The following is a 25,960-nucleotide window of genomic DNA, read 5'->3' on the forward strand; positions in this document are numbered from 1 at the left end:
GGATGAAGGGTGTCTTCGCCCAGCCCCGATCCCGATCAGATCGAGACGGGGGGCGAGACCGCACGTCCGTCGAAGGGCTTCATCGCACGCATCGCAGACGGGTTGAGCGATCCGGTGCTGCGGGCGCTCGTCGCCGCGACCGCCGTGTCGCGCATCGGCCGCGGGGTGTTCCTCGCGGTCACGGTGCTGTTCTTCACGCAGATCATCGGTCTCTCTCCCGCGCAGGCCGCGGTGGTGCTCGCGGTGTCGAGCGGATGCGGTGTCGTCGGGTCGCTCCTCGGCGGGTGGCTCGCCGATCGGTGGAGCGCACGACGCCTCGCATTCGGCTTCGAGATGGCCGGCGGCGTGCTGCTCGCCGCCTATGCGTTCGTCGGAGATTTCGTGTCGGCGCTTCTGCTCGCCAGCCTCTCGGGCTTCTTCGACTCGCTCGGATACTCGGCGCGGTCCGCCATCATCGCGCGAGGATTCGCCCCCGACAGGCGGGTGCATGCCCGCGCCGTGCTGCGCACGGTCACGAACCTCGCGATCGCCGCGGGCTCGGGCTTCGGCGCGATCGCCCTGGCGCTGGGCACGCCCGAGGCCTACCGGGTCGTGATCGCCGGTGCGGGTGCCGTCTGCGCACTCGGGTCGCTCTCGCTCCTCCGGCTGACGTCGGCGGTCGACGCCCCCGCACGCGGTCGTGTCGCGACTCAGCTCACCGAGACGGGATCCATCGACACGCAGGCGACGGCTGCGGCATCCGCTGAGCGCAGGGAGTGGAACCGTCGCTCGCCGTGGCGCGACCCGCGGTACCTGCTGCTGAGCGGGCTCTCGGCGATCTTCGGGATGCAGTTCGGGGTGGCGGAACTCGGGGTGCCCCTGTGGATCAGCGAATACACGAAGGCGCCGGACGCCACGTTCGCCGTGCTCCTGATCGTCAACACGGCGCTGGTCGTGCTGTTCCAGGTGCGTGCCTCGCGCGGCACGCATGACATTCGGGTCGCGGGACGCGTGACCATGATCGCGGGGTGGCTCATGGTCGCCGCCTGCCTGATCTACGCGCTCGCCGCCGGTCTTCCGACGTGGGCTGCGATCGTCATCCTCGTCGTCGGAATGATCACGCACACGTTCGCCGAGATCCTGTCGCAGGCCGGAGCCTGGGGGCTCAGCTTCGAGCTCGCCGATCCGGTGCGGGCGGGCGCCTATCAGGGCGTGTTCGGAATGGGCTTCTCGCTCGGAGCCCTCGCGTCGCCGATCGTCGTGAATGCCACGGCGATCACCTTCGGCTTCGCAGGCTGGGCGATGCTGGCGGCGATCTTCCTCGCCGCCGCGGTCGGCATCTGGGCGATCGCACGCCGCGCGGCCGCATCCGCCGAGCCCGCATCCGCCTGAGGCGCGGGCCCGCATCCGCCTGAGGCGGGCCGAGGAGAGCTACCCGGCGGGGGTCAGCACCAGGGTGTTCTGCGTCGCCGCATCGACCGCCTTCTCGGAGAACGCCCACGGCTTCTGCGCGCCGGCTGCCCAGTCTGCGGTCTGATCGACGTAGTGCTCATCGAACGCATGACCGGATGCCCCGGTGAGGTGGATCCAGGTCGAGGCGTCGAGGTCGGAGAGGTCGACCACCATCCGCATCGACGGCACAGTGGTCGTGGCGTAGGAGGTGCCGAGATCCCACCCGGTCGCGTTGACCACCGATGCGCCGCCGCCGACCGCATACGGGCCGCGGTTGAAGAGCATCTCGATCGGGGCGACGCCCGACGAGCCGAGGGTGTCGCTCGTGAGGGTGATCGCGTGCAGGTCTCCCCATCGCCACCCGGTGACGGCGTCGCCCTGCAGGGTGGAGAGCTCCTCGTATGCCTCTTCGGCAGACAGCGCGAGCATCTCTTCCATGCTCGTCACGTCGATGCTCGGATTCGTCCAGAGCGGGTCGGAGGGGTCGTCGAGCAGATCCGCGACGACCGTGAAGAGGCGGCCCTGGCCGTCGATCGGCAGCGGCTGGTCGCGTTCGGCGAACAGGTTCTGCACGAGGTTCGACCAGAGTACGTTCGCGTAGGCGGCGGCAGGGGACGCCGCGTCGTTCTGCGCATCCCACGAGCGCAGCAGGGCCACGGCATCCTCGGTGCCTGCGCCCTTCACCTCTACATCGTCCATCGCGGATGCCAGACGTTTGCCGATCCACATCTCGCTGTCCATCTGGATCTCGCGCATGTCCTGCGCCGTGAGAGGTGCGGCTGCCACGCGTCGTTCGATCAGGTGCGCGATGCGATCCGCGCGGTACCCGTAGTCCCAGTCCCGCGAGAGGAAGTAGGGGTAGTCGTCGGTGACGATCGCGTTGTTCGCGGTCACGATGTAGCCGGATGCCGGGTTGTACGACACCGGCAGCTCGTCGAAGGGGATGAACCCCGTCCAGTCGTAGCTGCTGTCCCACCCGGGCTGCGGCATCCATCCGTCGCCGGCTCCTCGCACGGGCAGGCGTCCTGGAGTCTGATAGCCGATGTTGCCCTCGACGTCGGCGTAGATGAGGTTCTGCGCCGGCACATCGAACAGGGCGGCCGCCGAGCGGAACTCCTCGAAGTCCTGGGCGGTCGACAGCGCGAAGATCGCCGTGGCGGCCGTGCCGGGGTCGAGAGCCGTCCAGCGCAGACTGACCGCATACTCGGAGGCCTCGCCGGTGGGCGCGGTGCCCGTCGCGCCTCCGGCCGTGAGCCCAGGCTCCGGGTCGTCGGCGATCGCCGTGAAGTCATCGGTGAGCCCCGAGATGATGGGGCCGTGCGCGGTCGATCGGATCGTTAGGTCGATGTCGTCGCCGCCCGCGACCTTGATCGTCTCGGTGGTCTCCTCGATCGGCACCAGCGCTCCGTCGCGCCAGTACTGGTCGCCCTCGATGCGCTCGATGTAGAGGTCGGTGACATCGGTGGTCAGATTGGTGAAGCCCCACGCGATCTGCTGGTTGTGGCCGATCACGATGCCGGGGAGTCCGGAGAACGAGAAGCCCCCCACGTCGAACGGGCATTCTTCTGTGACCTCGCTGCAGCGCAGCTGCACCTGGTACCAGACCGACGGCAGCGATGCGCCCAGGTGCGGGTCGTTGGCGAGCAGCGGCATGCCGGTCTCGGTCAGGTCTCCCGACACCACCCAGGAGTTCGAGCCGATGCCCTCGCCGACATCGCCCACGAGCAGGCTCGCGGCCTCGATCACGTCGGAGGCCTCCTGCCACTCGATCGTCGTCGCGGCCTGCTGCATCTCATCGTCGTTCGCGTCGGTCGTGAACGCGGCGGGCTCGGCGCCGGTCTCGAGAGTGGGCACCGTGGAGATCTCGGGCACGATCACCGGGTGCTCGTCGAACGGATACGCGGGGTACAGCTCATCGAGCGTCGCGGTGACGTCGGTCGCGTCGGAGCCGCCGGAGCCGCCGGAGCCGTCGGAGCCGTCGGAGCCGTCGGAGAGCTGCGCGGTCAGCAGCGCACGCTCGGCCTCATCCTCGATGTTGCCGCGGAGATCCCAGGCCATGGCCTTCAGCCAGGCGACCGAATCGGCGGGCTCCCAGGGCTCGGGCTCGTACTCCGGGTTCTGCATTCCGAGCACGGCATATTCGAGCGACAGCTCGGCGCCCGAGCGTGACGAGAGATAGGCGTTGACCCCGTCGGCGTAGGCCTCGTAGTACCCGCGCGTCACGTCGTCCATCGCCTCGACCTCGGCCTCGGCGACCTTGCGCCAGCCGAGGGTGCGCAGGAAGGCGTCCGTTCCGGCCTGCGACTCGCCGAACATCTCAGCCACGCGACCGGCCGTCACGTGACGTCGGAAATCCATCTCGAAGAAGCGGTCCTGCGCGTGCACGAACCCCTCTGCATAGAACAGATCGTGGGATGAGTCGGCCGTGATGGTCGGGATGCCGCGGTCGTCGCGCTGCACCGTCACCTCGGACTGCAGACCCTCGAGCGGCAGGGTGCCCTCGGTCTGCGGGAAGGACCGCTGGATCGTCCAGGTCACGAAGAAGGCGACGGCGACGGCGACGACGATGATCGCCGCCACGACGAGGAAGGCGATGCGGCCGATGCGCGCACCCAGTGACGGGCGTGAGGGCACGGCGATCTCAGGCGAATCGGTTGTCATCATCGAGAACTCTTTCGGGTGGCATTGCGGGACTCAGTCCCAGAGAGTCCCAGAGGGCGTCTCACCGACGCACTCTGGGAATACTACCCACAACGACGACGCGTGGCGGGGGAACTTCTCGCCCCGCCACGCGGCGTCAGCCGATGAGGCTCGGCTGCAGATCGCGCAGCGTGCGCCGGTGCGTCATGCGCGTCACCCCGATGGCGGCGAGCAGCAGAGCGCCGACCAGCCAGATCCCCAGCACCACCAGATCCCATCCGGCTCTGCCGAGATTGCCCCCGTACATGAGCTGTCGCATGGCATCGACGACGTAGCCGAGCGGCAGCACGTGGTGCAGTGCGGCCAGTGGAGCGGGCAGAGTCTGCCAGGGGAAGGTGCCGCCGGCGGTGACGAGCTGCAGCACCATGAGCACGAGACCCAGGAACTGGCCGACCGAGCCCAGCCAGACGTTCAGCGTGAGGATGATCGCCGCGAACGTCGCTGACGCGAAGATCATCACGCCCAGCGTGCCGATGGGGTTGTTGAACGTGAAGCCCAGGGTGATCGCGAGGATGCCCATGAGCCCGACCATCTGCACCGCGCCCAGCATCGCCGGTGTCAGCCATCCGGCCAGAGTCACCCGGATGGGGGAGTGCAGCGCCGTCACGGCGCGGCGGGAGATCGGCTTGACGATGAGGAACAGCGCGTAGATGCCGATCCAGGCCGACAGCGCGGCGAAGAACGGGGCGAGGCCCGCGCCGTAGTCCTCGGCCGACGCCACCTTGTCGCTCGAGACCTTGACGGGATCCGCGATCGTGTCGGCCTGCAGCGCGCGCAGGTCGGGAGTTGACGCGGGGATCTGCTCCACCCCGTCGGACAGCCCGTCGCGCAGCTCGGCCGTGCCCGACGCGAGGGTGCCGAGTCCGTCGCGCAGCTGGGCCGCGCCATCCCTCGCCGCCGCCGCGCCCGTGGCGGCGGTCTGCGCGCCGCCGGCGAGGGTCTGGGCGCCACTGGCGAGCGTCTGCGTGCCGCTGGCGAGCTGCGAGGCACCGGATGCCACCGACTCGGCTCCGGCGGCGAGCTGGTCGACCTTGTCGACCGCGTTCTGCACGGTGGCGTTGCCCTCTTCGAGGCGGGTGCCGAGCGGATCGAGGGCGGACAGCACCCGATCGATCTCCTCCTGCGTCAGGCCCTGATCTGTGAGCACCGTCGCGATGTCCTGGCGTGCCTGGGGCAGGGCATCCGTCGCCTGCTGCACGGCAGACCCGGCGCGGTCTGCGACGTCGGCCAGTTGCCGGTTGCCGTCGCTGACCTGCTGAGCACCCGAGGCGAGAGTCGCCGCTCCGCCGGCGAGCTGAGACGCGCCACCGGCGAGCTCAGACGCGCCACCCGCGAGCTGAGAGGTGCCGTCGGCGAGCTGAGACGTGCCGTCGGCGAGTGTGGCGCTGCCGGTCGCCGCGGTGTTGGCACCGTCGGTGAGCTGGCTCGCCCCGTCGGCGGCGGTGACGAGGTTGTCTCGCACGTCGCTGAGTCCGGTGAGCAGGCGCTCTGCAGCCTCGCTGCCGACCATCTCGGCCACCGAGCTGCGGATCTTCTCGACCGCCTGAGTTCCCATGCTCGACGCGAGGTAGTTGTTCGCGTCGTTGGTCTCGAGTTCGATGCGCGCCTGGTGCGGGTCGTCGCCCGCGGCCGAGGTCAACGCCGAAGAGAAATCGTCAGGGATCGTCACGGTGAAGTCGACCGTGCCCTCGCGCAACGCGTCTGCGGCCTCGTCGGCGGACATGCGCTGCCAGTCGAAGGCGTTGCCGTCGATGAGGTTCTCGGCGACGTCCTCGCCGTAGTTGACGGTCTCGCCGGTCTCGGCCTCCGTTCCCGTGGTGGGGGCAGGGGCCCCGGCATCGTCGACGACAAGTGCCACAGGCACCTCGGGGAACTTCGCATACGGGTCCTGGTTGGCCCAGAGGTACAGGCCGCCGTAGAGGATCGGCACGCACACGAGCGCGATCAGGGCGATGATGCCCATCTTGCTCGCGGTGAGCCGCCGCAGCTCGGCGGCGATCATGGCGGGAACCTTCATCGCTCGCCTCCGTTCTCTTCTGTGTCTGCGTCTGGGTCTGGGTCTGGGTCTGTGTCTGGGTCTGTGTTTGTGTCTGCGTCGGGCGTTTCGCGGTGTTCGGCGTCGGCGTTCTCGCTCACCGAGCCGGGGTCGGCACCCGCGGGAGAATCCTGGGCGTCGGAGGCATCCTCGGCATATTCGTCATCGAAAGGCGGCACCGCGGGCAGGCCGTCTGGGCTCTCCGGCCCCGCGTCGGTGGTCGAGTGCTCACCGGATGCGGATGCGGATGCGGATGCGGATGCCTCGTCGCCCGGGCGGTCGAGCACGAGGGGCTGGATCGGACCGGAGGCGTTGATCGCCTCGAGTTCGTGCATCCGTTCGAGGGCGACCGCAGCGGATCCGCCGATGACGACGAGCATGGCGTAGCCGCGGTCGGCGAACTCCGACGCGATGCGCCACCAGCCGTCCGGGCTGCCGCCGTGACGGTCGGGCGAGACGAGCACGATGCCTTCGGTGCCCTCGCGGAGGATCGCGAGTTCGCACAGGATGCGCACCCGCGCGGCCGGGTCGACGTTGCCGATCGGCACGCCGGCGAGCTCGCCGAATCCGAGCTGATTCAGCCACCGACGAGCGTGCACCGGGGTCGCGCCGACCCCGGCGAACATGAGCTCTTCACCCACCACGCCGGCGAGGGTGATGTCGGGATGCGGGTCGCTGACGTCGGGGGCGTCGACCAAAGCGATCGTGCGGCGCAGCGCCTTGTTGTCCGAGTCGCCGTCGATCGTCACGCGTCCGGTGTCGGGCCGCATCCGTCCGCTGGCGATCAGGCCGAGAACGGTCGGTCGCTGCTCGGTCTCGGCGAGGGCGAAGCGCACCGCACCGCTGTGGAACTCGAGGCTCGTCGTCGGCAGCGACTGCCCGCCGCGCCCTTTGCTCACCTCGTGCAGAGTGACTCTCATGCGCTGACCTCCTGCGATTCGACGATGTCCGGGTGTGCTGCCAGCAGTTCGTCGGCCTCGCGCCACGAGAGCCCGGCGATGCTGAGCAGCGTGCGCACGGCGAGCCCGGCCGCGCCGGCGCTGTGGGCATCCGTGCGCGAGACGACCGTGCGCGCGACCTCTTCGATGAGACGGGCGAGGGTCGGGGCGGGGAGGTCGGTGCGGAAGCTGCCGTCTTCCTGCCCGCGCCGTGCGAGGGCGGCGACGGTGCGGCGCAGAGGGGCGAGAGCGTCGGCGGTGTGCTGCACGTGGGCTTCGTCGAGCGCGAGCGCCGCGGCGACCTGCACGTGCGCGGCCTCCTGCCAGAGTCGTGCGGCGAGGCGGGCGAGCGCGATGCGCGAGTCGGTGTCGGTGACGGACTCGGCGATCGCGTTGAAGCGCTGCGCTCCGACCGAGATCAGCTCGCGGATCAGGGCCTCTCGGTCGTCGAAGTGGCCGTAGAGGGTGCGGCGCGACAGACCGGCGCTGCGGGCGATGACGTCGATCGATGCGCGCGGGTCGGTCGCGAGGGTCGCTCGGGCCGCATCGAGGATTCCGGCGCGATTCTCGACGGAGTCACGGCGGGGAGCACGGGTGGTCATGCGGCCATTCTACGTATAGTGCACAGCAGTGTGCAAGATAACTCGAAGGACTCACAGGGTCTGAACAGTGGGCGTTCACAACTCAGCACGGATCGCCGCTCAGAGCCTCTACCCGCACGATCCAGCGTCCTAGCCCGACGCTCATGCTGAATTGTGAACGCCGAACCGCCGAGCACACGCAAAAGGGGGCGGATGCCGCAGCATCCGCCCCCTCTCTGAAACCGTCAGATCAGTCGAGTCCGGAGTCGAACGCCGCACCCTCGGATGCGTTGTCGACCGCATCGGCGAGGTTCTCGTCGACCTCCTCGACGGAACCCGTGATCTCGCCCGATTCGCCGGCCGTGACGCGTCCGACGAGCTCGCCGGTCGCGCCGCCGATGAGGCCGAGGCCCGCATACTGCTCGAGGCGCGAGCGCGAGTCGGCGATGTCGAGGTTGCGCATCGTGAGCTGTCCGATGCGGTCGACCGGGCCGAACGCGGCGTCGCCGACACGCTCCATCGAGAGCTTCTCGGGGCCGTACGACAGGTTGGGCGACGTGGTGTCGAGGATCGTCCAGTCGTCTCCGCGGCGCAGGCGGATCGTGACGGTGCCCGAGATCGTGAGGCCGACCCAGCGTTGGATCGACTCGCGGAGCATGAGCGACTGCGGCTCGAGCCAGCGTCCCTCGTACATGAGGCGACCGAGACGGCGACCCTGCTCGTGGTAGGTCGCGAGGGTGTCTTCGTTCAGGATGCCGTTGACGAGGCGCTCGTAGGCGATGAAGAGGAGCGCCATGGCCGGAGCCTCGTAGATGCCGCGCGACTTCGCCTCGATGATGCGGTTCTCGATCTGGTCGCTCATGCCGAGGCCGTGGCGCCCGCCGATCGTGTTGGCCTCCATCACGAGGGCCACCGGGTCGGTGTACTCGACGCCGTTGATGGCGACCGGGCGTCCGGCCTCGAACGTGACGGAGACGTCTTCGGTCTCGATCGCGACGGAGGGGTCCCAGAACTTCACACCCATGATCGGGTCGACCGTCTCGAGCGAGACGTCCAGGTGCTCGAGGGTCTTGGCCTCGTGCGTGGCACCCCAGATGTTGGCGTCGGTCGAGTACGCCTTCTCGACCGAGTCGCGGTAGGGGAAGTCATGGGCGACGAGCCATTCGCTCATCTCCTTGCGGCCGCCGAGCTCGGTGACGAAGTCGGCGTCGAGCCAGGGCTTGTACACGCGCAGGCGCGGGTTGGCCAGCAGGCCGTAGCGGTAGAACCTCTCGATGTCGTTGCCCTTGTAGGTCGAGCCGTCGCCCCAGATGTCGACGCCGTCTTCCTTCATGGCGCGCACGAGCAGCGTGCCGGTGACGGCGCGACCGAGGGGCGTCGTGTTGAAGTAGGTGCGTCCGCCCGAGCGGATGTGGAAGGCGCCGCACGACAGTGCGACGAGACCCTCTTCGACCAGGGCGGTCTTGCAGTCGACCAGACGCGAGGCCTCGGCGCCGTATTCGAGAGCGCGACCGGGGATCGACTCGATGTCGTCTTCGTCGTACTGCCCGAGGTCGCCGGTGTACGTGTAGGGGACGGCACCCTTGTCGCGCATCCAGGCGACGGCGACGGAGGTGTCGAGTCCTCCGGAGAAGGCGATGCCGACGCGCTCGCCGACGGGAAGTGACTGGAGGACCTTGGACATGCTTCCCAGTCTATCGGCGGCGTGTCGGCTGTTTCGGACGGGAAGGAGAGTCAGCGCGCGACGGCGGCGTCGAGCGTCTCGGGTTCGGCGGCGAGCCGTTCGAGCTCGCCTCGCTGGTGAGCCGCATACCGACCGCCCCAGTCGGTGAGCGCGTCGACGAGGGGCATCGACCCCCGACCGAGGTCGCTCAGCCGGTATTCGACCTTGGGTGGCACCTGGCGGTACACCGTGCGGATGAGCAGCCCGTCGTCTTCGAGCTCACGCAACTGACGGGTGAGCACGCGAGCGGTCGGCTCGTCGAGCAACCTGCTGAGCTCGCCGAACCGCAGCACCTCATGCTCGCCGAGCAGGCTCAGGATGCTGGGCTTCCAGGCCCCGCCGAGCACCGCGATCGAGACCTCCGCGTCGCACGCGTCGCCCCACTCCCGGACGATGCGCTCCGTCTTCTCCCTCATGGGATCCGCCTTCCGTTCGCACCATGGTATCCAAACGGTCACTATGTACCCTGAATGACCGTACTTGCCTGAAGTGTACTCGCCCACGAGACTGAGGCGGTGACCTTCTCGATCCCTGCGGCATCCGCTCGTCCGCGCACGGCCATGCATCCGTGGCTCGCCATGATCCCGCTGCTTCTCGGCATCCTGATCGGGGCGCTCGCGATCAGCAGCATGTCGACCGCGCTGCCGGCGATCCGCGGCGACCTCACCCTCAGCGACAGCGGTGCGCTGTGGCTCGTCGACGTCTACGCGCTCTCGTTGGCAGCGACGCTGATCATCGCCGCCCGGATCGGCGATGCGTTCGGGCGCAAGCGCATCGTGCTCGCCGGCCTCGCCGGCTTCGCCGTGCTCAACCTGGTGGGCGGGTTCGCCCAGGACGGGATGCTGCTGATCGTCGTCCGCGCGCTCCTCGGCGTCGCCGAGGCCTTCGTCGTGGCCGGCGTCGTCGCCACGATCGGCGCGCACTATCACGCGCGACAGCGAGTGCTGGCCTATGGAATGTGGACCGCGACCTTCGGCGCGGGCAGCGCGCTCGGCCCCGTGCTCGGGGGCCTCGTCACGGAGGGTCCGGGGTGGCGGTGGCTGCTGCTGGGGAGTGTGCCGCTCGCGGTCGTCGCCGGTGTGCTCGCGATCTGGCTCGTGCCCGACTCCCGCAGCTCGCGACGGCCGTCGTGGGACATCCTCAGCATCGTGTCGTCGATCGTCGCGCTCGGAGCCCTCGTCTTCGCCCTGCACGAGGTGCTCGCCGCTCCCCTCGCCGCGGGCATCGCCGGAGTGGTCGCGGTCGGCACGCTCGTGTTCTTCATCCGCCGGCAGCGCACCCTCGCCGAACCGCTCATCGACATGCGGCTCTTCCGAGTACCCGGCTTCAGCCCCGCCATCGTGCGCATCGTGGCGAGCGGAGGTGTGTCGACAGCATCCGTTCTCCTGGTGAGCCTGCACCTGCAGGATGCCAGGGGCTTCAGCGCGGCCGAGGCCGGAATCGCGATTCTCCCGCAGGCTGTGGCGATCGCGCTCGGCGGGGTGCTGGCCCCTCTGTTCCTGCGGTGGCTGAGCTCACCCACGCTCACGGTGCTCGCTCTCGTCGTGCAGGGCGCGGGGCTCATCTGGCTGTCGACCGGGGTCGATCTCGTCGCGATCCCGCTCGTGCTGATCGGAGGGGGATTCGGGGTCGCTGCGACGCTCGCCGCGACCACGCTCTTCGACGTGACGACCGAAGACGACGCCGGTCAGGTGGGGGCGATCCAGGAGGTCGGCTTCGCCCTCGGCGGCGGTCTCGGCATCGCGGTGCTCGGCACGATCGCCGTGATCGCCGGGTCTCGCGGATTCGTCGTCGCCCTCCTCATCGCAGCCGGGGCGGTCGTCGCCGCCGCACTCCTGCCGCTGTGGCGGCGCACGGCTCGCCACCCCGTCTCCCACTAAAGAAAGGCCATCCGTGTCCGCATCACGCCCGACCGTCCACTGGATCTATGCCCACCCGCAGGAGAACTCCTTCAACGCCCGACTGTTCCGCGACGGAGTCGAAGCCCTCTCGCGCGACCACGACGTCGAGATCACCGATCTGTATGCTCAGCGGTTCGACCCCGTCCTCGCCGCCCAGGACCTCGGCGAGCCCCACGGCAGGGAGGGCAACGTCGTCGATCTCATGGGCGAGGCGTTCGCCGCGGGGCAGCTGCCGGCGGATGTGAGCGAGGAACAGCGCAAGCTGGGGGCCGCAGATCTCGTCGTGCTCCAGTTCCCGCTGTGGTGGTACGGCCCGCCGGCGATCCTGAAGGGGTGGTTCGACCGCGTGCTCACCAACGGGTTCGCGTACGGACCGGTCGACGCGCAGACCGGTCTTCCGCTGCGGTACGGCGAGGGGCTTCTCGCGGGGCGCCGGGCCCTCGTGATCGTCACGGCAGGGGAGGACGACCGGTCCATCGGGGAACGGGGGATCAGCGGCGATCTGGACTCGCTGATGTTCCCGCTCACCCACGGAACCCTCTGGTACACGGGCATCGAGCCGCTCGACCTGCATGTCGTCCACGACGCAGACGGAATCGACGCGGCGGGCATCGATCACGAGAGCGCGCGCCTGGTCGAACGGCTCTCGGGGCTCGGGGACGAATCACCGAGCCATCCCTTCCGCCGGCTGCGCGACGGCGACTATCACGGCACCCGAGCCCTCCGAGCGGATCTGCTCCCCGGTCGCACCGACCTCGGCATCCATCGCGTGACGGTCGAGTGAGCGGAGGAGCGGTCCGACGCGCGCGCGTGTGAGCCCCCTCCTCTGCACATTCCGCGACGGTGGTGGCAGAGTGTCCGTGAAGGAGGACGGCATGGGCGGAGCGATCCTGTGGGGCGCGGTCGCCGCGTCGCCCCTCATCGTCGGCGCGATCCTCGCGCTGCTGCGCACCTGGCCACCGCGGTGGCTGGGCATCGTGCTCGGCTTCGGCGCGGGCGCCCTCATGGCGTCCATCGCGTTCGAGCTGTGGGAGGAGGGGCTCGATCTCGCGGGCCCCATCCCCCTGATCGTCGGCGTCGTCGCGGGAGCCCTCGCGTACTTCATCGCCGACCGGATCCTCGATGCGCGAGCGGCGAAGTCGAAGGACAGTGGCGCGGGCGTCCCGCTCGCGCTGGGCGCTCTGCTCGACGGCATCCCCGAACAGCTCGTGCTGGGAATCGGTCTGGCCTCCGGCGAGCCGGTGAGCATCGCCCTCGTCGTGGCGATCGTGGTCTCGAACCTGCCGGAGTCGATCGGCTCGGCCTCCGACCTGCTCAAGGGAGGCATGGCCAAGTCGCGCGTGCTGCTGCTCTGGGCCGGCATCTCGGTGATCTGCGCACTCGCGACCGTCGCCGGCTTCGCCCTCGCGAGCAGCACCGGCGACGATTTCAGAGCCGGGGCGAGCGGCTTCGCGGCCGGTGCGCTGCTCGTGATGCTCGTCGACTCGATGGTTCCCGACGCTCAGCAGAAGGCCAAGCAGGTGACGGGGCTCGCGACCGTGCTCGGCTTCGCGCTCGCCGCCGGGCTGTCGCTCGCGAGCTGAGAGCGGGTCGAGGCTGCCGCTGCCGGTGCGGCCGCCCGCCATCCGGCGGCCTCCCGGCCGCAGAACGGCCCTGTCTGGCGGGTTACGCTCGGGTGCGACCTCCGGGAGGCTGGCGGGACGCCGACATGACCGCGGCCGAGAACAAAGGAGTTCTGATGACCGAAACAACCCTTCGCCCTCCGTTCGACCCCGAACTGGAGGCCGCACTCGCGCTGGTCGCAGACACGCTGCCGTCGACCCTGACTGCCGAGATGATTCCCCTGCTGCGCCAGTCTCCCGTGAGCGGCGAGGACGAGATCTTCGCCGTGCTCGACGAGCGGGGCTTCACGCGCCGCGACGTGACCATCGCGGGTCACGAGGGCGACGAGATCGTCGTCTCGGTGGTCGAGAAGGCGGGGCGCACCGGCACGGGTCCTGGCTTCTTCCACACGCACGGCGGCGGCATGATCATCGGCAACCGCTGGCTCGGCGTCGTGGGCTTCCTCGACTGGGCGGAGCGCTTCAACGGCGTGATCGTGACAGTCGAGTACCGGCTTGCTCCGGAGTTCCCCGATCCGTACCCGGTCGAGGACTGCTACGCGGGTCTGGTGTGGACGGCCGAGAACGCTGCAGAGCTGGGCATCGATCCGAACCGCATCCTGATCGGTGGGGGCAGTGCCGGTGGCGGCCTGGCCGCGGGAACGACCCTGCTCGCGCGGGACCGCCGCGGCCCCGGGCTCATCGGTCAGCTGCTGATCTACCCCATGCTCGACGACCGCGATGAGAGCGTCTCGACCAGGCAGATCGACGGGATCGGCGTGTGGGACCGCGGGTCGAACATCACCGGGTGGACCGCCCTTCTCGGCGGACGCAAGGGCACCGACGACGTCTCGATCTATGCGGCTCCGGCGCGCGCCACGGACCTGACCGGTCTTCCGCCCGCCTTCATCGACTGCGGAAGCGCCGAGGTGTTCCGCGACGAGGACGTCGACTACGCGACCACGCTGTGGGCGGCCGGCGTGCAGGCCGAGCTGCACGTATGGGCCGGCGGGTTCCACGGCTTCGACATGTTCGCTCCGCACACGGCCGTCGCGCAGGCGATGCTGGCCGCCCGCGACGACTGGGTGAACCGGCTGCTCGGGTGACCTTCGGCACCCTACGGGCTCGGTCGATGAACCCGTAGGGTGGAAGCCCCGCGCGATGGAGCCCGACATGCAAGATCTGCTGGGGCGGCTCACCGCCCTCGACCCGGATGCGAGCGAGACCCTCAAGGTCGTCTCCTACTTCGACACGCTCATCGCCCGTGCAGTCGGCGTCGAGAGCATGCTGCGCGGGGCCGCCGTGCTGAGCGGTGCCACCGTGGGGCAGCGCGACGCCCGACAGATCATCCGGGTGCGCGCCGACGGGGTGCGCATCGATCCGATCGACCCCGGTGACAGGTGGATGCTGCGTGAGAGCGGCCCGGAGGCCGTCGCCTGGATCGAGCGCGAGGGGGACCCGCACACGAATGACGCGATGATCCTCGAGCGCCTCACGCTGGCGCTCGGCATCCTCCGTGCCCGCCGCGCAGGCGACGCGGGGAGCGCCGTGGAACTGGCGATCAGCGAGTTCGCGAGCGAGGGGGAGCGCGTCTCGGCACTGGCGAGGCTCAGGATTCCAGTCCTTCCGGTGGCGGTCGTGGCCTCGCCGCCCGACCCCGCGCCGCTGCCGCAGCATCCCTCCGTCGTGGTCGCGACCAGACACGGCTTGACGAGGGCGACGATCGTCGTCGAGGGAGCGCCCGTGGATCGGGTGTGGACGGACGCGACAGGCCTGCGTCTGGGCGTCGGAACCGCGGGGCCCGGAGAGCACCTCCCCGAGTCGTGGGCGGAAGCACTGATCGCCGCGCGTCTGAGCACCGCCTCCGAACCCGTGGTGGCCGCAGACGACCTGGGTGCCCTGCTCCTGATCGCCACCGCCGCGGAGTCTGGCGACATGCATCCGGATGCTGCTGCGCTCGCGCGCCTCGACGCCCGCAGTCGGGAACTGCTCGACGCCGTGGTCGACGAGCTGAGCGTGCGTGCCGCAGCCGTGCGCCTGGGACGCCACCACTCCAGCGTGCAGGACCGCCTCACCGCGCTGATCGGCGTCCTCGGCTACGACCCGAGGTCGTCGCGCGGGCACGCCCGCTACGTGCTGGCGCGCATGCTGTTCTCGCTCTCCGGCTGAAGGGCGGGTCGGACGCGCGACCTGCTCACCGGGACTCAGAACCCGGGGTACTCCTGCAGCTTCTCCTCGAACTCGGCGCGGTCGGCCTCGCTGAGCACTGCGCTTGCGATGACGACCATCTGCAGCCCCTCGAGCGGTTCTCCGGTGCGGGCGTTCTGCGCCTCCCGGGTCTTCAGGAAGTCGCCGGACGGGTCGTTCGAGAGGTCGAAGATGTTCGCGTAGAAGCGCATCGGATCGGGGTAGTTCTCGGTGTAGTACTCCCACGTGTGCTGTTCACGGGGGTCTTCGCTGCCGTAGAGCTTCGCGATCATCGACGGGTCGATTCCCGAGTACTCGCCGTTGAACGAGTACAGCGACGGCAGACCGTGCTCGGCGACGACCTCGTCGATCGTGGCCATGACCTCGAGCTTGATGCTGTAGTCCTGGATCGGCTCGGTCGTCGCCCAGCCGACGGAGGTGTATTCGATGAGCATCGACTCTCCGCCGTAGCCGTTGCGCTCGGGGCGCAGATCCTCGTCGCCGACCTGCACCCAGTCGTACCCGTATTCGGCGGTGACGCGCTCGCGGATGTCGGCGAACAGGCTGTCCGCCTCGGCCTGCACCTCTTCGAGCGACTGCTGCCGCAGCGCATCCTGCGGGTCCGTGCCCTTGATGCCCGGGTAGGCCTCTTCGTGCTTCTGCTCGTCGGTCTTCATGCCGTCGTAGCTGCCGGAGGCCGAGGTCTGCAGTGCGCCGATGCCGCCCACCGTGGCGACGTTGAAGATCAGGGTGATCGCGAGGGCGACGGCTCCCAGGGTGCGTCCACGGGCGGTGAACAGCGCGCCGATGATGACGGCGACGACCACCAGCTGCAGGGCCAGCATCGTCACGCCGTAGAGCGCGTCGGTGGCGCCGACCGCCAGCGTGATGAGCAGGATCAGAGCGAACAGGATGCCGACGATGAGCGCGACCCAGCCGAATGCGTTCGCCGGCTTCTTCTCCTCCGACGCGCCCTCGGCTGCGGTCGCCGTGCCCGACATGGCCGGGGCGCCCGGATGCTGCACGACGGGGCCGGCCTGACGGCGTGCATTGCGATAGCCGCCGGGCGGCGGCACGGGTGGCGCACCCTCGGAGCCGGCGACGTAGCGCGCCCGCTGCTTCTCGTGATCCATCACCATGGCTTGTCCGTCCCCGAGCCGCCGCCGTCGTCGCCCTGCTGCTGATCGCGCTCCTGCGTGCCCTGCTCGAGCTTCTTCTCGAGCTCTTCGAGCTTCTCCTCCGAGGGCTGCGGCTCCTGCTCCTGCTGCTCCTCCGGGGGCGGCTGCTGCTCGTTCTGCTGCTTCTGCTTCAGACGGTCTTCGAGGTCTTCCTTGCTCTGCTGCATGTCGCGGTCAGGGTCGGACGACTGCTCCTGCGCCCCTTCGCTGTTGCATTCCTCCGGCGTCTCGGTCGTCAGGGTGAGTGCTTCGCCGTAGAACTCGGCGGCTGCTGCACCGTCGCCGTCGGCCCGAGCCGCGTCTCCCATGCGCTCGAGCACCAGTCCCAGGTTGATGCGCACCGTGCACACCTCGAGGCCGGTCGCGAGGTCGAGCGACTCCTCGAGTTTCCCCCGCGCCTCCGGCAGCTTCTCGGCGCCGGCGAGAGCGGTGCCCACGTTGAACGGCGCCTTGTAGGGCTCGAACCAGTTGAGGAACTCCTGGCCTCGGGCCGATGCCTCGGAACCCGCGTAGTCGTCGGCCACATAGGCGGTGATCGACTGGTGCGCGAACGCGTACATGCTGAGGATCTTGCCGACGAATAGCAGCGCCGCCAGCGCGAGGGGCAGGGTGCCGATCGCGATCCACCGTCGGATGCTGCGCCGCCGGCGATTCGAGGCGAGCAGCGCAGCGGCGGCCGACGCCCTCAGGTCGTCGGGGCTGACGGGTGGCGTCGCGCCCGCCTGGGTCGACAGATCGGTCATGCCGCACCTCCGCCGGTCGGTGTCTTCCGGCGCGGCGACGCCGACGGTGCTCGCAGCAGACGCAGCCGGGCCACGAGCATGCTCGCCCTCGCGAGCTCCACCCCGAGCAGCGCCACGACGACGAGGGCGGCGATCCAGTACAGCTCGGTCACGGTGCCGACCGAACCCGACTCGGCGTAGCTGGTGGTGGTCGACGGAGCGTCGGGCAGTGTCAGCTCGGCCTCCGCCGTGCGGTGCTGGTACTCGACGCCGAGATCCGCGGCGATCGCCTCGAGGTTCGCCTCGTCGATCACCGACAGCGCGTTCGCCCCCTGATATTCGATGTACTCGCTCGACGAGCCGTCGACGCCGCCGGTGGTGAGCCTCATCGGCCCGCCCTCGGCGGTGCCGTAGCCGAGCACCGCGCCGGCGTCCGTGAGCTTCTCGCTGCCGTCGAACGGCTCGGGCGGCGACGTCACCGTCTGCTCGCCGTCGCCGAAGTAGAACACCATGCGGGAGCGGTCGGGTGAGGCCTCGGCCGCGTTCGACAGCGTGTCGGTGAGCAGCTGGTTGGCGATGCCGATCGAGCTGCCGCGCGACTGGCTCGTCACCTCGGGGCGGAGCACCTCGAGCGATGAGACGAGCGCGGTCGTATCGGTGGTGAGCGGCATGCGCAGATCCGCCGAGGCGTCGAAGGTGATCAGGGCGAAGCGGGCGCCCGGGTACTCGTCGACGATGGCCTGCACGTCGGCGCGGACGCCGTCCAGGCGCGGCTCGTCGCCGTTCCAGTCCTCGGCGACGATGCTCGCGGTCGTGTCGACGACGAGCACGATGTCGGTGTCGGTGGCGAGGGTCTCTGTCGCACCCCCGGGGATCCCCGGGCGCAGGAACATGACGAAGCACGCGAGCAGCATGACCAGCCGCATGGCCCACAGGGCCCTGTCGCGTCCTTTGGCCTTGGCCAGCGCGATCACGGCGAGAGCGGCCACCGGCGCGCAGAGAAGCGCCAGGAGGAAGACGTTGAGCACGGGCTGGAAGATCACAGTCTCACCTTCCAGAGCACGACGATGAACGAGAGCATCGAGATCATCAGCACGACGATCCAGAGGTTCGGGGCGTCGGTCCAGACGACCTGCGCCTGACCCTGCAGCGCGGCCGCCTCCTGCTCCTGCACCTGCGCGACGATGTCGCTCACGGTGGTCGTGTCGCGCAGACCGTAGGCGGCGCCACCTGTGGCTTCGGCGGCCTTCGCGAGCTCCGCGCTGACGTCGGCGTCTTTGCCCTGCACCGGGTTGAGCGCGAACACCCGCACCCCGTTCGAATCGGCGTACGCCGCCGCCTCGTCGAGGGTCACGATCGAGGCGCCGTTGACCTCGTTGTCGGTCGCGAAGATGATCGACCGCGACCGCTCGTCATCGGGGTGGTCGAACGCCATCGCGCACGCGGCAAGGCCGTCGCCGATCAGCGAGGCGCCGTTGCCGTTGAGCGTGCCGACCCAGTGCTCGGGGATCGACTCGGTGAACTCGAAGCTCTCTCGGATGCTCTGCAGGTGGTCGCGGATGAACTCGTAGTCATCGGTCAGGGGGAAGATCTGCACGGGCGAGCTGTTGAAGATCGTGAGGCCGATGCGCTCGCCCTCGAAATCCTCGAGCAGCTCTTCGAAGACCGTGAGCACCTCGACGTCGACCTCACTCATCGAGCCCGAGACGTCGAGGCACAGCATGATGTCGCGGCTCGTGTTGACGGGCTGGATGGTCTGTGACGCCATCGGGCGCGCCGAGACGACTCCGGCGGCCAGGGTCGCGACCACGCCGATCAGCAGGACGCTCGACAGTGCCAGCACTCGTCGGTTCAGCGCCTGCCGGAAGGTCGGAAGCGCGCGCAGCCGCTCGGCTCGGGCGACATGAGCGCGCTCGTGCGCCTCGGTCTTCGCAGTGCTGCGCAGACCGATCACGATGCCGAGCGCGATCGCGATCACGACGACGCCGACGGCGACGAGGATGAGCCACCCGTTCGCTAGTGCCATGTGCGCACCACCGTTCTGGCCGCCTCGGCGCCGGCGATCGGATCGATCGCAGGGCCCGGTCGGAAGATGCTCGGATAGTAATGGCGGCCCATGGCGTCGACCAGGGCGGGGTGCACTCCGCGAGCGACGAGATCGTCGAGGGCCAGCACAGGCGCCTCGAGGCCGCTGTATTCGTTCACGAACGTGCGCACCACCCGGCTGAGCTCGAGGTTCGCGTTGCGGGCAGAGAGCGCGCGTGCGCGGTAGTCGTCTTCGATGCGCTGGATGCGGTCGAAGTACTCGACCCTCAGCTGCGAGAGCACGTCGGTCGTGAGCAGGGTCGGTCCCTGAGCGTCGCGCGTCAGCGTGAGGTCACGCCGCGGACGCGTCAGGGCGACGATCAGCCACGCCGCCGCGATCAGCAGCAGGAGGATTCCGAAGGCGAGCAGGAGCCATCCCCAGCCGTATTGGAACGGCGGGTAGAGCTCATCAGAGCCGGGCATTCGACCTCCGATTCAGCAGCTGCAGCAGCTGCGAGACGGCGTCGTCCTGACCTGCCAGAACGCTGTGGCTGATCTCCATGCGCTTGAGCAGCTCAGCCAGACGCGCGGCGTCGGCTTCGGTCTGCGCCGCGAGCTCGCGGATGATGTCGGGGTCGCCCTGCACGAAGTCGGGCACCTCCCACATGCTGTCGACATCGCTGCGGATGGTGCCCGTCGCGTGGTCGAGCACCGGGTCGGCGTCGCTCACGGTCAGCCACAGCACGTCGTGCTGCACGCGCAGTCGGCGCAGCATCCGCTCCGTCTCCGTCGTGACCGGCGCCTCGTCGGTGATGACGACGACGATCATGCGCCGTGAGACCGTGCGGGTCACGTAAGACAGGAGCGCGTCTCGGTCGCTCGACGCCGTGCTCGAGTCGATCGACTGATCGATCGTGCGCAGGGCATGCTCGAGCGCGCCCTCGCTGCGACCCGGTGCGCGACGGCGGATGCGGTCGGAATCGCCGTAGACGAGCGAGAAGTCGTCTCCGTGCCGAAGAGCGAGCACGCCGAGCACGCCGGTGGCGAGGATCGCGAGGTCCTTCTTCGACTTCTCGTCGTGCGCGAGCGCGGCCATCGAGCGTCCGGTGTCGACCACGAACAGGATCGTGTGCATCCGCATCGCGCGGTGTCGCTTGACCAGCGGGGTGCCCAACCGAGCCGTGGCGCGCCAGTCGATGTCGCGCACCTGATCGCCGTACTCGTACTTGCGCAGGTCCTCGAAGTCGAGGCTGCGGCCGTGCAGCAGCGACGCGTAGGCGCCGTCGAGCGCGTGCAGCGACTTGCGCGACGAGTGGATGAAGAGCTTGCTCTTCACCTGGGCGATCAGGCTGGCCATGGCGAGGTCAGGGGGTGGGCACTGCGGCGAAGATCTGGTCGATGATCTCCTCGCTGCGGATGCCCTCTGCGTCGGCCTCGAAGGTCAGCAGCACGCGGTGGCGCAGCACGAGATGGCGCAGCGAGCGGATGTCTTCCGGGATCACGTGGCCGCGTCCGTTCAGCAGCGCCAGAGCCCGAGATGCCTGCAGGAACGCGATGCTCGCACGAGGGCTCGCGCCGTACTTGATGAAGCGCGCGCGCTCTTCGCCGATGTACGGCGCGGGGTTTCGGGTCACGTACGCGATCGAGACGATGTAGTTGCGGATGGCCGGGTCGACGTAGATGCGACTCGCCACGTCCTGCAGCATGTGCACGTCGTCGAGGCTGATCGCGCTCGAGACATGGCGGTCGGGGTCGAGCACCCCCGAGTCGATGCGCCCGAGGATCTCGAACTCCTCGGCCGGGCTCGGGTACTCGACGATCTCCTTCAGCAGGAAGCGGTCCATCTGCGCCTCGGGCAGCTCGTAGGTGCCCTCCTGCTCGATCGGGTTCTGCGTCGCGATCACGAGGAACGGCTTGGGCAGATGATGCACCTCGCCGCCGATCGTGGTCTGGTGCTCCTGCATCGCCTCGAGCATGGCGCTCTGGGTCTTGGCGCTCGACCGGTTGATCTCGTCGAGCAGCACGAAGTTCGCGTGCACCGGGCCGAGCACGGTGCGGAACGAGCCCGTCGCGGCGTCGTAGATCTGGTTGCCGGTGATGTCGCTGGGCAGCAGGTCGGGGGTGCACTGGATGCGCTTGAACTGCGCTCTGACCGTGTCGGCGAGCGTGCTCGCCGCGGTCGTCTTCGCGAGGCCGGGCACACTCTCGAGCAGGATGTGCCCACCGGCGATCAGCGAGATCAGCAGGCTCATGCGCAGGCGCTCCTGGCCGACCATCTTGGCCGAGTACGCGTCTGACACGGTCTTGAGCACGGCACTTGCGCGCTGAAGCTCAGCCTCGGAAGGGGCCTCGGACTTCTTGCTCGCAGACGTCGACGCCGCAGGGGCCGCGGGAGCGGACGCTGCGGATGCCTCGGCGCGGGTCGCAGGAGCGGGAGGCGCCGGTGGGGCTGCCTGGGCGGAGGGCGCCGGAGGCGGAGGCGGCGTCGAACCTGCAGAGGGGCCGGGCGCGTAGGGCTCGTTCATCGGTATGTCTCCTCGTTCCCACGGGGGACGCGTAGACGACCCCCCGTCGACCAGCGTAACCGCATCCGATCTCGCCGCTTCGGCCCGGGCACGGATGCAGGTCGAGATCACAGATGCACCATCCGGCGGCTCGACGTCGTCGACCCTGGTGCGAGCCGACGCGTATATCGGCAGGTGCGATGACCCCGTGGTTAGCTGAACTTTCGATCTTCGGATGATGCGGGAACGATGAAGCAACCCAGAACGATGCCGCGCAGTGCGCTCGAGTACGCGATCGGACGACCGCTGTGGGTGGCCGTGGTCGTGCTGAACCTGATCCTCGCGGCCGTCGCCACTGTGCTGTGCGTCTGGATGTATCTGCACGACACCGCATCCATGCGCCCGATCCTGGGTGTGCTCATCGCCGTCCCCGCGCTCTGGTGGGTGATCGCGGTGACGCTGTGGCTCACGACCCTGACTCGCCGACGCGTCAGTGCGGAGGACATCAGCCGGGCGAGCGCGAGCGTCCCCGGGGGGATCCTCCTTCCCGGATCGAAGCTCGTGCCCGCGATGATCCTCGTCGCGGCGCTCGCCGCTGCGTCGACCTTCGCGGTCGCCGCGGTGACCGTCAGTGGTGCGTGGAGTGTCGTGTGGGCGGTGTTCGCGGTTCTGCTGCTCGGTCCGATCGTCAGTCACCTGATCTCGCTGAGACAGCCGCGTCGACTGTTCCTGCATCCGCGCGGTCTCGGATCCGCGACCTTCCACCTCGATGCCGAAGTGCACTGGGACGACATCCTGAGCATCGACGTCGGCGTCGGGATGAACAACTCGATCGTGCTCAAGGTCGCCGTGCGTCCCGGGGCCGTCAGCTATCGGGAGCGGTGGCGTCATCCGTTCTCACGCAGGCGCGGCGTGATCGACGTCGACCCCGCGGCGCTCGGGGTGGACGGGACGCTGCTGTGGCTCGCGCTCCGCCTCTATCGACTGGAGCCGTCGACCCGGGAGGAGCTTCGCGGAGACCGGGTTCCGATCCGACTTCTCGATCCGCGGGCGGCCGTCGCCACGACCCCGCAGCATGTGAGTGCTCCGGTGCTCTCGGTGTTCAGCCCCGAGGGCGCGATCCGCTAGCCGAGTCCGTCGCGGTGCCGCGCCGGCGGCCGACCCAGACCACCACGCACGCGACGCCGATGATGGCGATCGCGATTCCGATGATGTATCCCGAGACGCCGAGGTAGCCGCCGGGCACCCGGTGCGGGTTCAGGAACGGGTACGGATACCACCAGGCCTCGCCGGTCGCGGGGGCGATGATGAAGTTCGCGCGGATCATCGTGTAGACGACCCAGACGATCGGGAAGATCGCGATGATGGCGACAGCGCTCCAGCCGAGTGCCCGTCGTCGAGGGGCGAACAGCAGGTCGGCCAGGAGGAACAGCGGGATGACGACGTGCAGCACCTCGTTCGACCACGGCACGGTCACGCCCTGGGGCAGTTCGACGTTGCGGAGAAGCGTGTTGTAGACGATGCCGGTGACGATCATGTAGGTGCTCACGCAGGCCAGCAGGACCGCGAACCACGTCGGCTCGGGCTCGGTGCCGTGTCGGTGGCGCAGTGCCCAGATCGCGCCGATCGTCAGAATGATCACGGCGAGCACGTTCGACAGGATCGTGAAGAAGCTGAGGAAGTTCGCCGCGACCGTCGGCAGGTGCTGGCCCCACTCCGTGGTGGCCGCGAGAGCGTTCTCGATGCTGCGGGCGAGCTGTGCGACGATAGCCGCGAGTCCGAGCACGGCTGCTGCGAGTCGTGCGAAGGGCCACCAGGTCGTCATATTCGCCTCCGCGCACACTTTATCGGTCGGGGCGCGTGCGATCGCTAGACCGAAATACCGATATGCGAGGCCGCCGACGAGGGGACTGCCCGTGGCTCGACGGGAGGGGGGCTCGACGGGAGGTGGCTCGACGGGAGAGTCGCGATCGTCAGGAGCGACGGCCCCACCGCATCCGGGTCACGAGCACTCCGAGCAGGCACAGCGCGCCGCCGACGAACATGAGCAGGGTCGGCACCTCGCCGAGGATCGCCCACGACAGGAGGATCGCGATCGCCGGCACGACGTAGGTGGTCGCTGAGGTCTGGCCAGCGGTGCTGCGCTGCAGCACGTACGCCCAGGTCGTGAAGGCGATCGCCGTCGGGAAGATGCCGAGATACACGACCCACAGCGTCGAGCCGAGCGGAGCGGTCTGCAGAGCGCCGATCAGACTGCCCACCCAGGGGAGCAGCGCGACGGTGCCGGCGGCGGCGCCCAGGAAGGTCAATGTGGTCGCATCGGTGCCCGCGCTGAGCAGGCGCTTCTGCAGCAGGGTGCATCCCGCGTACATCACGGCGGCGAGCAGCGCGAGCAGCAATCCCGTGATGTCGGGTCCCTCGCTCGTCGATGAGTTCATGCCGATCAGCACGACCCCGAGGAACGCGATCGGCGCTCCGATGATGAGGGGCTTGGGAAAACCCTCACGCAGGAAGAGCCCGCTGAAGACCACGACCATGAGCGGCGCGAGGTTGACCACCATCGCCGCGGTGCCCGCGTCGAGCGTGCGCTCGGCGGCGTTCAGGGCCAGGTTGTAGACGCAGAACCACCCCACGCCCCACACCGCCACGAGCCACCAGTGCCGGCGTTCGGGCAGACGGATGCCGTGGCGCACCGCGATGATCGCGAGCACGGCGGTGCCCACAGCCATGCGCAGCAGCGCCAGCGCGCCCGGATCGAAGTGCGGCCCTGCGCCGCGGATGCCGATGAACGCCGACGCCCACAGCACCACCGTCACCAGAGCGGCGACGAGCACGAGCGGGCCCTGGGTTCGAGGCTTCGCTGTGGTCAGGCTGTCGTCGCGGATCGCGCGACCGGTCTTCGGCATCCTTCGATCCTGGCACCGGCCACCGACATCGGCGATGCGCGTGAGTGACAGCATCCGGTGCTTTTCCGCCAGTCCCTCCGTCGAGTCCGCCGGCGCCCCGAGGACGGGATCCGCCGGCAGCGACGCGTTGCCGCCCCGCAGCCCGGAGGGTCGGCGAACGACCTTCGATAGGATGGAGCCGCCCGAAGAGGGCCAGCTCATCAGCCGGTGCAAACCCGGCGAAAGCAAGGGGGATACCCATGCCAGGAATCGTTATCGTCGGCGTCCAGTGGGGCGATGAAGGCAAGGGCAAGGCCACCGACCTGCTCGGCGAGCGCACCGACTGGGTCGTCAAGTTCAACGGCGGCAACAACGCGGGCCACACCGTCGTGGTCGGCAACGAGAAGTACGCGCTGCACCTGCTGCCCTCGGGCATCCTGTCGCCAGGGGTGACCCCGGTGATCGGAAACGGCGTCGTGATCGACCTCGAAGTGCTCTTCAGCGAGCTCGAGGCGCTCGGCGGCCGCGGCATCGACGTCTCGCGCCTCAAGGTGAGCGCCAACGCGCACCTGATCACCCAGTACCACCGCACGCTCGACAAGGTCACCGAGCGGTTCCTCGGCAAGCGCATGATCGGCACGACCGGCCGCGGCATCGGTCCGGCCTACGCCGACAAGATCAACCGCGTCGGAATCCGCGTGCAGGACCTCTTCGATGAGAACATCCTGCGTCAGAAGGTCGAGGGCGCCCTCGACCAGAAGAATCACCTGCTGGTGAAGATCTTCAACCGTCGAGCGATCACCGCGGACGAGATCGTCGAAGACCTGCTGTCGTATGCCGAGCGCCTGCGGCCCATGGTCGCCGACACCGGATACCTGCTCGACGAGGCCCTGCGCCGCGGCGAGGTCGTCGTGTTCGAGGGCGGCCAGGCCACGATGCTCGACGTCGACCACGGCACCTATCCGTTCGTCACGTCGTCGTCGGCCACCGCCGGTGGGGCATCGACCGGCTCGGGCATCGGACCCGGCGCTCTCGACCGCATCGTCGGCATCGTCAAGGCCTACACGACCCGCGTCGGCTCGGGCCCGTTCCCGACCGAGCTGTTCGACGAGCAGGGCGAATGGCTGCGCTCGCGCGGCTTCGAGTTCGGCACCACCACCGGCCGGCCGCGCCGCGTCGGCTGGTACGACGCCCCGATCACGCGCTACGCGACCCGGGTCAACGGCATCACCGATCTCGTGCTCACCAAGCTCGACATCCTGACCGGACTCGAGCAGATCCCGGTGTGCGTCGCCTACGACGTCGACGGTCGGCGCTTCGACGAGGTGCCGGTCAACCAGACCGACTTCCACCACGCGACGCCCGTGCTCGAGTACTTCCCCGGCTGGAGCGAAGACATCTCGACCGCGCGCACCTTCGACGACCTGCCGAAGAACGCGCAGGACTACGTGATCGCACTCGAGGGCATGAGCAACACGCGCATCTCGGTCATCGGCGTGGGCCCCGAGCGCGACCAGGTCATCGTGCGCCACGACCTGCTCGACTGAGC

23 protein-coding genes are annotated in these 25,960 nt (G+C 69.1%); 8 read left to right on the top strand and 15 right to left on the bottom strand.

The genetic code is table 11. The annotated features are described in order from the left end of the window. Positions 1–9: 9 nt before the first annotated feature. Positions 10–1,371: an MFS transporter gene (locus tag AC04ME_RS01620; protein WP_475433225.1), complete on the top strand. Its 1,362-nt coding sequence runs from the start codon at positions 10–12 to the stop codon at positions 1,369–1,371. A gap of 39 nt (positions 1,372–1,410) precedes the next feature. Here the strand turns inward: AC04ME_RS01620 and AC04ME_RS01625 are convergent, their stop codons facing one another. The 6 genes from AC04ME_RS01625 to AC04ME_RS01650 form a co-directional block, all read right to left on the bottom strand. Then, the gene (locus AC04ME_RS01625; protein ID WP_475433983.1) at positions 1,411–4,092 is read right to left on the bottom strand and encodes a penicillin acylase family protein; all 2,682 of its coding nucleotides are present in this window, start codon (positions 4,090–4,092) and stop codon (positions 1,411–1,413) included. Positions 4,093–4,228: 136 nt separating this feature from the next. Further along, positions 4,229–6,148 carry a YhgE/Pip family protein gene (locus AC04ME_RS01630; RefSeq protein WP_475433227.1) on the bottom strand — a complete coding sequence of 640 codons (1,920 nt, stop codon included), beginning with the start codon at positions 6,146–6,148 and terminating at the stop codon, positions 4,229–4,231. Continuing rightward, positions 6,145–7,086 (bottom strand): hypothetical protein, encoded by a 942-nt coding sequence (locus AC04ME_RS01635; protein WP_475433228.1) that lies wholly within the window; start codon positions 7,084–7,086, stop codon positions 6,145–6,147. Before AC04ME_RS01635 ends, AC04ME_RS01630 begins: the two co-directional genes overlap by 4 nt. Then, entirely contained in the window at positions 7,083–7,706 is a 624-nt protein-coding gene (locus AC04ME_RS01640; RefSeq protein WP_042540355.1) for a TetR/AcrR family transcriptional regulator, read from the bottom strand. The genes AC04ME_RS01635 and AC04ME_RS01640 overlap by 4 nt, the downstream gene beginning before the upstream one ends. Before the next feature lie 229 nt (positions 7,707–7,935). Beyond that, on the bottom strand, positions 7,936–9,369 hold the full coding sequence (argG, locus tag AC04ME_RS01645; RefSeq protein WP_042540357.1) for an argininosuccinate synthase: 1,434 nt from the start codon (positions 9,367–9,369) through the stop codon (positions 7,936–7,938). Positions 9,370–9,419: 50 nt separating this feature from the next. After that, positions 9,420–9,824, bottom strand: coding sequence for a winged helix-turn-helix transcriptional regulator (locus AC04ME_RS01650; RefSeq protein ID WP_042540359.1), 405 nt, complete (start codon positions 9,822–9,824; stop codon positions 9,420–9,422). A 99-nt stretch (positions 9,825–9,923) separates the two neighbouring features. On the opposite strand from AC04ME_RS01650, the gene AC04ME_RS01655 reads away from it, so the two are divergent. The 5 genes from AC04ME_RS01655 (at position 9,924) to AC04ME_RS01675 (ending at position 15,079) form a co-directional block, all read left to right on the top strand. Next, positions 9,924–11,288, top strand: a complete 1,365-nt coding sequence (locus AC04ME_RS01655) for an MFS transporter (protein WP_475433231.1) — start codon at positions 9,924–9,926, stop codon at positions 11,286–11,288. A 13-nt stretch (positions 11,289–11,301) separates the two neighbouring features. Continuing rightward, a complete protein-coding gene (locus tag AC04ME_RS01660) occupies positions 11,302–12,093 on the top strand; it encodes an NAD(P)H-dependent oxidoreductase (protein WP_475433232.1) in 792 nt (263 codons plus the stop codon). Positions 12,094–12,184: 91 nt separating this feature from the next. Further along, a complete protein-coding gene (locus AC04ME_RS01665; protein WP_042540363.1) occupies positions 12,185–12,892 on the top strand; it encodes a ZIP family metal transporter in 708 nt (235 codons plus the stop codon). 155 nt (positions 12,893–13,047) lie between these two features. After that, a complete protein-coding gene (locus AC04ME_RS01670; protein WP_475433234.1) occupies positions 13,048–14,016 on the top strand; it encodes an alpha/beta hydrolase in 969 nt (322 codons plus the stop codon). 67 nt (positions 14,017–14,083) lie between these two features. Continuing rightward, positions 14,084–15,079, top strand: a complete 996-nt coding sequence (locus tag AC04ME_RS01675; RefSeq protein ID WP_309692691.1) for a hypothetical protein — start codon at positions 14,084–14,086, stop codon at positions 15,077–15,079. 35 nt (positions 15,080–15,114) lie between these two features. Here the strand turns inward: AC04ME_RS01675 and AC04ME_RS01680 are convergent, their stop codons facing one another. Genes AC04ME_RS01680 through AC04ME_RS01710 form a run of 7 tightly spaced genes read right to left on the bottom strand, consistent with a single transcriptional unit; the run spans position 15,115 to position 21,547 of the window. Then, complete coding sequence (locus tag AC04ME_RS01680; RefSeq protein ID WP_475433236.1) at positions 15,115–16,236, bottom strand: hypothetical protein; 1,122 nt, start codon at positions 16,234–16,236, stop codon at positions 15,115–15,117. Continuing rightward, on the bottom strand, positions 16,230–17,018 hold the full coding sequence (locus tag AC04ME_RS01685; protein ID WP_475433238.1) for a hypothetical protein: 789 nt from the start codon (positions 17,016–17,018) through the stop codon (positions 16,230–16,232). The genes AC04ME_RS01680 and AC04ME_RS01685 overlap by 7 nt, the downstream gene beginning before the upstream one ends. Beyond that, positions 17,015–18,040: a vWA domain-containing protein gene (locus AC04ME_RS01690; protein WP_475433240.1), complete on the bottom strand. Its 1,026-nt coding sequence runs from the start codon at positions 18,038–18,040 to the stop codon at positions 17,015–17,017. Before AC04ME_RS01690 ends, AC04ME_RS01685 begins: the two co-directional genes overlap by 4 nt. Beyond that, positions 18,037–19,023, bottom strand: coding sequence for a vWA domain-containing protein (locus AC04ME_RS01695; RefSeq protein ID WP_475433242.1), 987 nt, complete (start codon positions 19,021–19,023; stop codon positions 18,037–18,039). Before AC04ME_RS01695 ends, AC04ME_RS01690 begins: the two co-directional genes overlap by 4 nt. Then, positions 19,014–19,505, bottom strand: a complete 492-nt coding sequence (locus tag AC04ME_RS01700; protein WP_042540375.1) for a hypothetical protein — start codon at positions 19,503–19,505, stop codon at positions 19,014–19,016. Before AC04ME_RS01700 ends, AC04ME_RS01695 begins: the two co-directional genes overlap by 10 nt. Next, positions 19,492–20,379, bottom strand: a complete 888-nt coding sequence (locus AC04ME_RS01705; RefSeq protein WP_079111935.1) for a DUF58 domain-containing protein — start codon at positions 20,377–20,379, stop codon at positions 19,492–19,494. The genes AC04ME_RS01700 and AC04ME_RS01705 overlap by 14 nt, the downstream gene beginning before the upstream one ends. A 7-nt stretch (positions 20,380–20,386) precedes the next feature. After that, complete coding sequence (locus AC04ME_RS01710; RefSeq protein ID WP_231567513.1) at positions 20,387–21,547, bottom strand: AAA family ATPase; 1,161 nt, start codon at positions 21,545–21,547, stop codon at positions 20,387–20,389. Between the two features lie 228 nt (positions 21,548–21,775). Between AC04ME_RS01710 and AC04ME_RS01715 the strand changes: the two genes are divergently transcribed. Continuing rightward, complete coding sequence (locus AC04ME_RS01715; protein ID WP_475433245.1) at positions 21,776–22,654, top strand: hypothetical protein; 879 nt, start codon at positions 21,776–21,778, stop codon at positions 22,652–22,654. On the opposite strand, the gene AC04ME_RS01720 is transcribed toward AC04ME_RS01715, so the two are convergent. Then, positions 22,629–23,351, bottom strand: coding sequence for a Pr6Pr family membrane protein (locus AC04ME_RS01720; RefSeq protein ID WP_042540383.1), 723 nt, complete (start codon positions 23,349–23,351; stop codon positions 22,629–22,631). The genes AC04ME_RS01715 and AC04ME_RS01720 overlap by 26 nt on opposite strands. Positions 23,352–23,499: 148 nt before the next feature. Next, the gene (locus AC04ME_RS01725; RefSeq protein ID WP_052492938.1) at positions 23,500–24,432 is read right to left on the bottom strand and encodes a DMT family transporter; all 933 of its coding nucleotides are present in this window, start codon (positions 24,430–24,432) and stop codon (positions 23,500–23,502) included. 239 nt (positions 24,433–24,671) lie between these two features. Here AC04ME_RS01725 and AC04ME_RS01730 point away from each other — a divergent pair, with 239 nt between their 5' ends. Then, the gene (locus AC04ME_RS01730; RefSeq protein WP_042540385.1) at positions 24,672–25,958 is read left to right on the top strand and encodes an adenylosuccinate synthase; all 1,287 of its coding nucleotides are present in this window, start codon (positions 24,672–24,674) and stop codon (positions 25,956–25,958) included. Positions 25,959–25,960 lie beyond the last annotated feature (2 nt).

This window comes from Microbacterium sp. LjRoot205, from assembly GCF_056175745.1.

Excerpts from the sequence above, each read along its gene's own strand:
- AC04ME_RS01625 (WP_475433983.1), bottom strand. The coding sequence starts at position 4,092 with ATGACAACCGATTCGCCTGAGATCGCCGTGCCCTCACGCCCGTCACTG.
- AC04ME_RS01630 (WP_475433227.1), bottom strand. The coding sequence starts at position 6,148 with ATGAAGGTTCCCGCCATGATCGCCGCCGAGCTGCGGCGGCTCACCGCG.
- AC04ME_RS01635 (WP_475433228.1), bottom strand. The coding sequence starts at position 7,086 with ATGAGAGTCACTCTGCACGAGGTGAGCAAAGGGCGCGGCGGGCAGTCG.
- AC04ME_RS01640 (WP_042540355.1), bottom strand. The coding sequence starts at position 7,706 with ATGACCACCCGTGCTCCCCGCCGTGACTCCGTCGAGAATCGCGCCGGA.
- argG (WP_042540357.1), bottom strand. The coding sequence starts at position 9,369 with ATGTCCAAGGTCCTCCAGTCACTTCCCGTCGGCGAGCGCGTCGGCATC.
- AC04ME_RS01650 (WP_042540359.1), bottom strand. The coding sequence starts at position 9,824 with ATGAGGGAGAAGACGGAGCGCATCGTCCGGGAGTGGGGCGACGCGTGC.
- AC04ME_RS01665 (WP_042540363.1), top strand. The coding sequence starts at position 12,185 with ATGGGCGGAGCGATCCTGTGGGGCGCGGTCGCCGCGTCGCCCCTCATC.
- AC04ME_RS01670 (WP_475433234.1), top strand. The coding sequence starts at position 13,048 with ATGACCGAAACAACCCTTCGCCCTCCGTTCGACCCCGAACTGGAGGCC.
- AC04ME_RS01675 (WP_309692691.1), top strand. The coding sequence starts at position 14,084 with ATGCAAGATCTGCTGGGGCGGCTCACCGCCCTCGACCCGGATGCGAGC.
- AC04ME_RS01680 (WP_475433236.1), bottom strand. The coding sequence starts at position 16,236 with ATGGTGATGGATCACGAGAAGCAGCGGGCGCGCTACGTCGCCGGCTCC.
- AC04ME_RS01685 (WP_475433238.1), bottom strand. The coding sequence starts at position 17,018 with ATGACCGATCTGTCGACCCAGGCGGGCGCGACGCCACCCGTCAGCCCC.
- AC04ME_RS01695 (WP_475433242.1), bottom strand. The coding sequence starts at position 19,023 with ATGGCACTAGCGAACGGGTGGCTCATCCTCGTCGCCGTCGGCGTCGTC.
- AC04ME_RS01700 (WP_042540375.1), bottom strand. The coding sequence starts at position 19,505 with ATGCCCGGCTCTGATGAGCTCTACCCGCCGTTCCAATACGGCTGGGGA.
- AC04ME_RS01705 (WP_079111935.1), bottom strand. The coding sequence starts at position 20,379 with ATGGCCAGCCTGATCGCCCAGGTGAAGAGCAAGCTCTTCATCCACTCG.
- AC04ME_RS01710 (WP_231567513.1), bottom strand. The coding sequence starts at position 21,547 with ATGAACGAGCCCTACGCGCCCGGCCCCTCTGCAGGTTCGACGCCGCCT.
- AC04ME_RS01715 (WP_475433245.1), top strand. The coding sequence starts at position 21,776 with ATGAAGCAACCCAGAACGATGCCGCGCAGTGCGCTCGAGTACGCGATC.
- AC04ME_RS01720 (WP_042540383.1), bottom strand. The coding sequence starts at position 23,351 with ATGACGACCTGGTGGCCCTTCGCACGACTCGCAGCAGCCGTGCTCGGA.
- AC04ME_RS01725 (WP_052492938.1), bottom strand. The coding sequence starts at position 24,432 with ATGCCGAAGACCGGTCGCGCGATCCGCGACGACAGCCTGACCACAGCG.
- AC04ME_RS01730 (WP_042540385.1), top strand. The coding sequence starts at position 24,672 with ATGCCAGGAATCGTTATCGTCGGCGTCCAGTGGGGCGATGAAGGCAAG.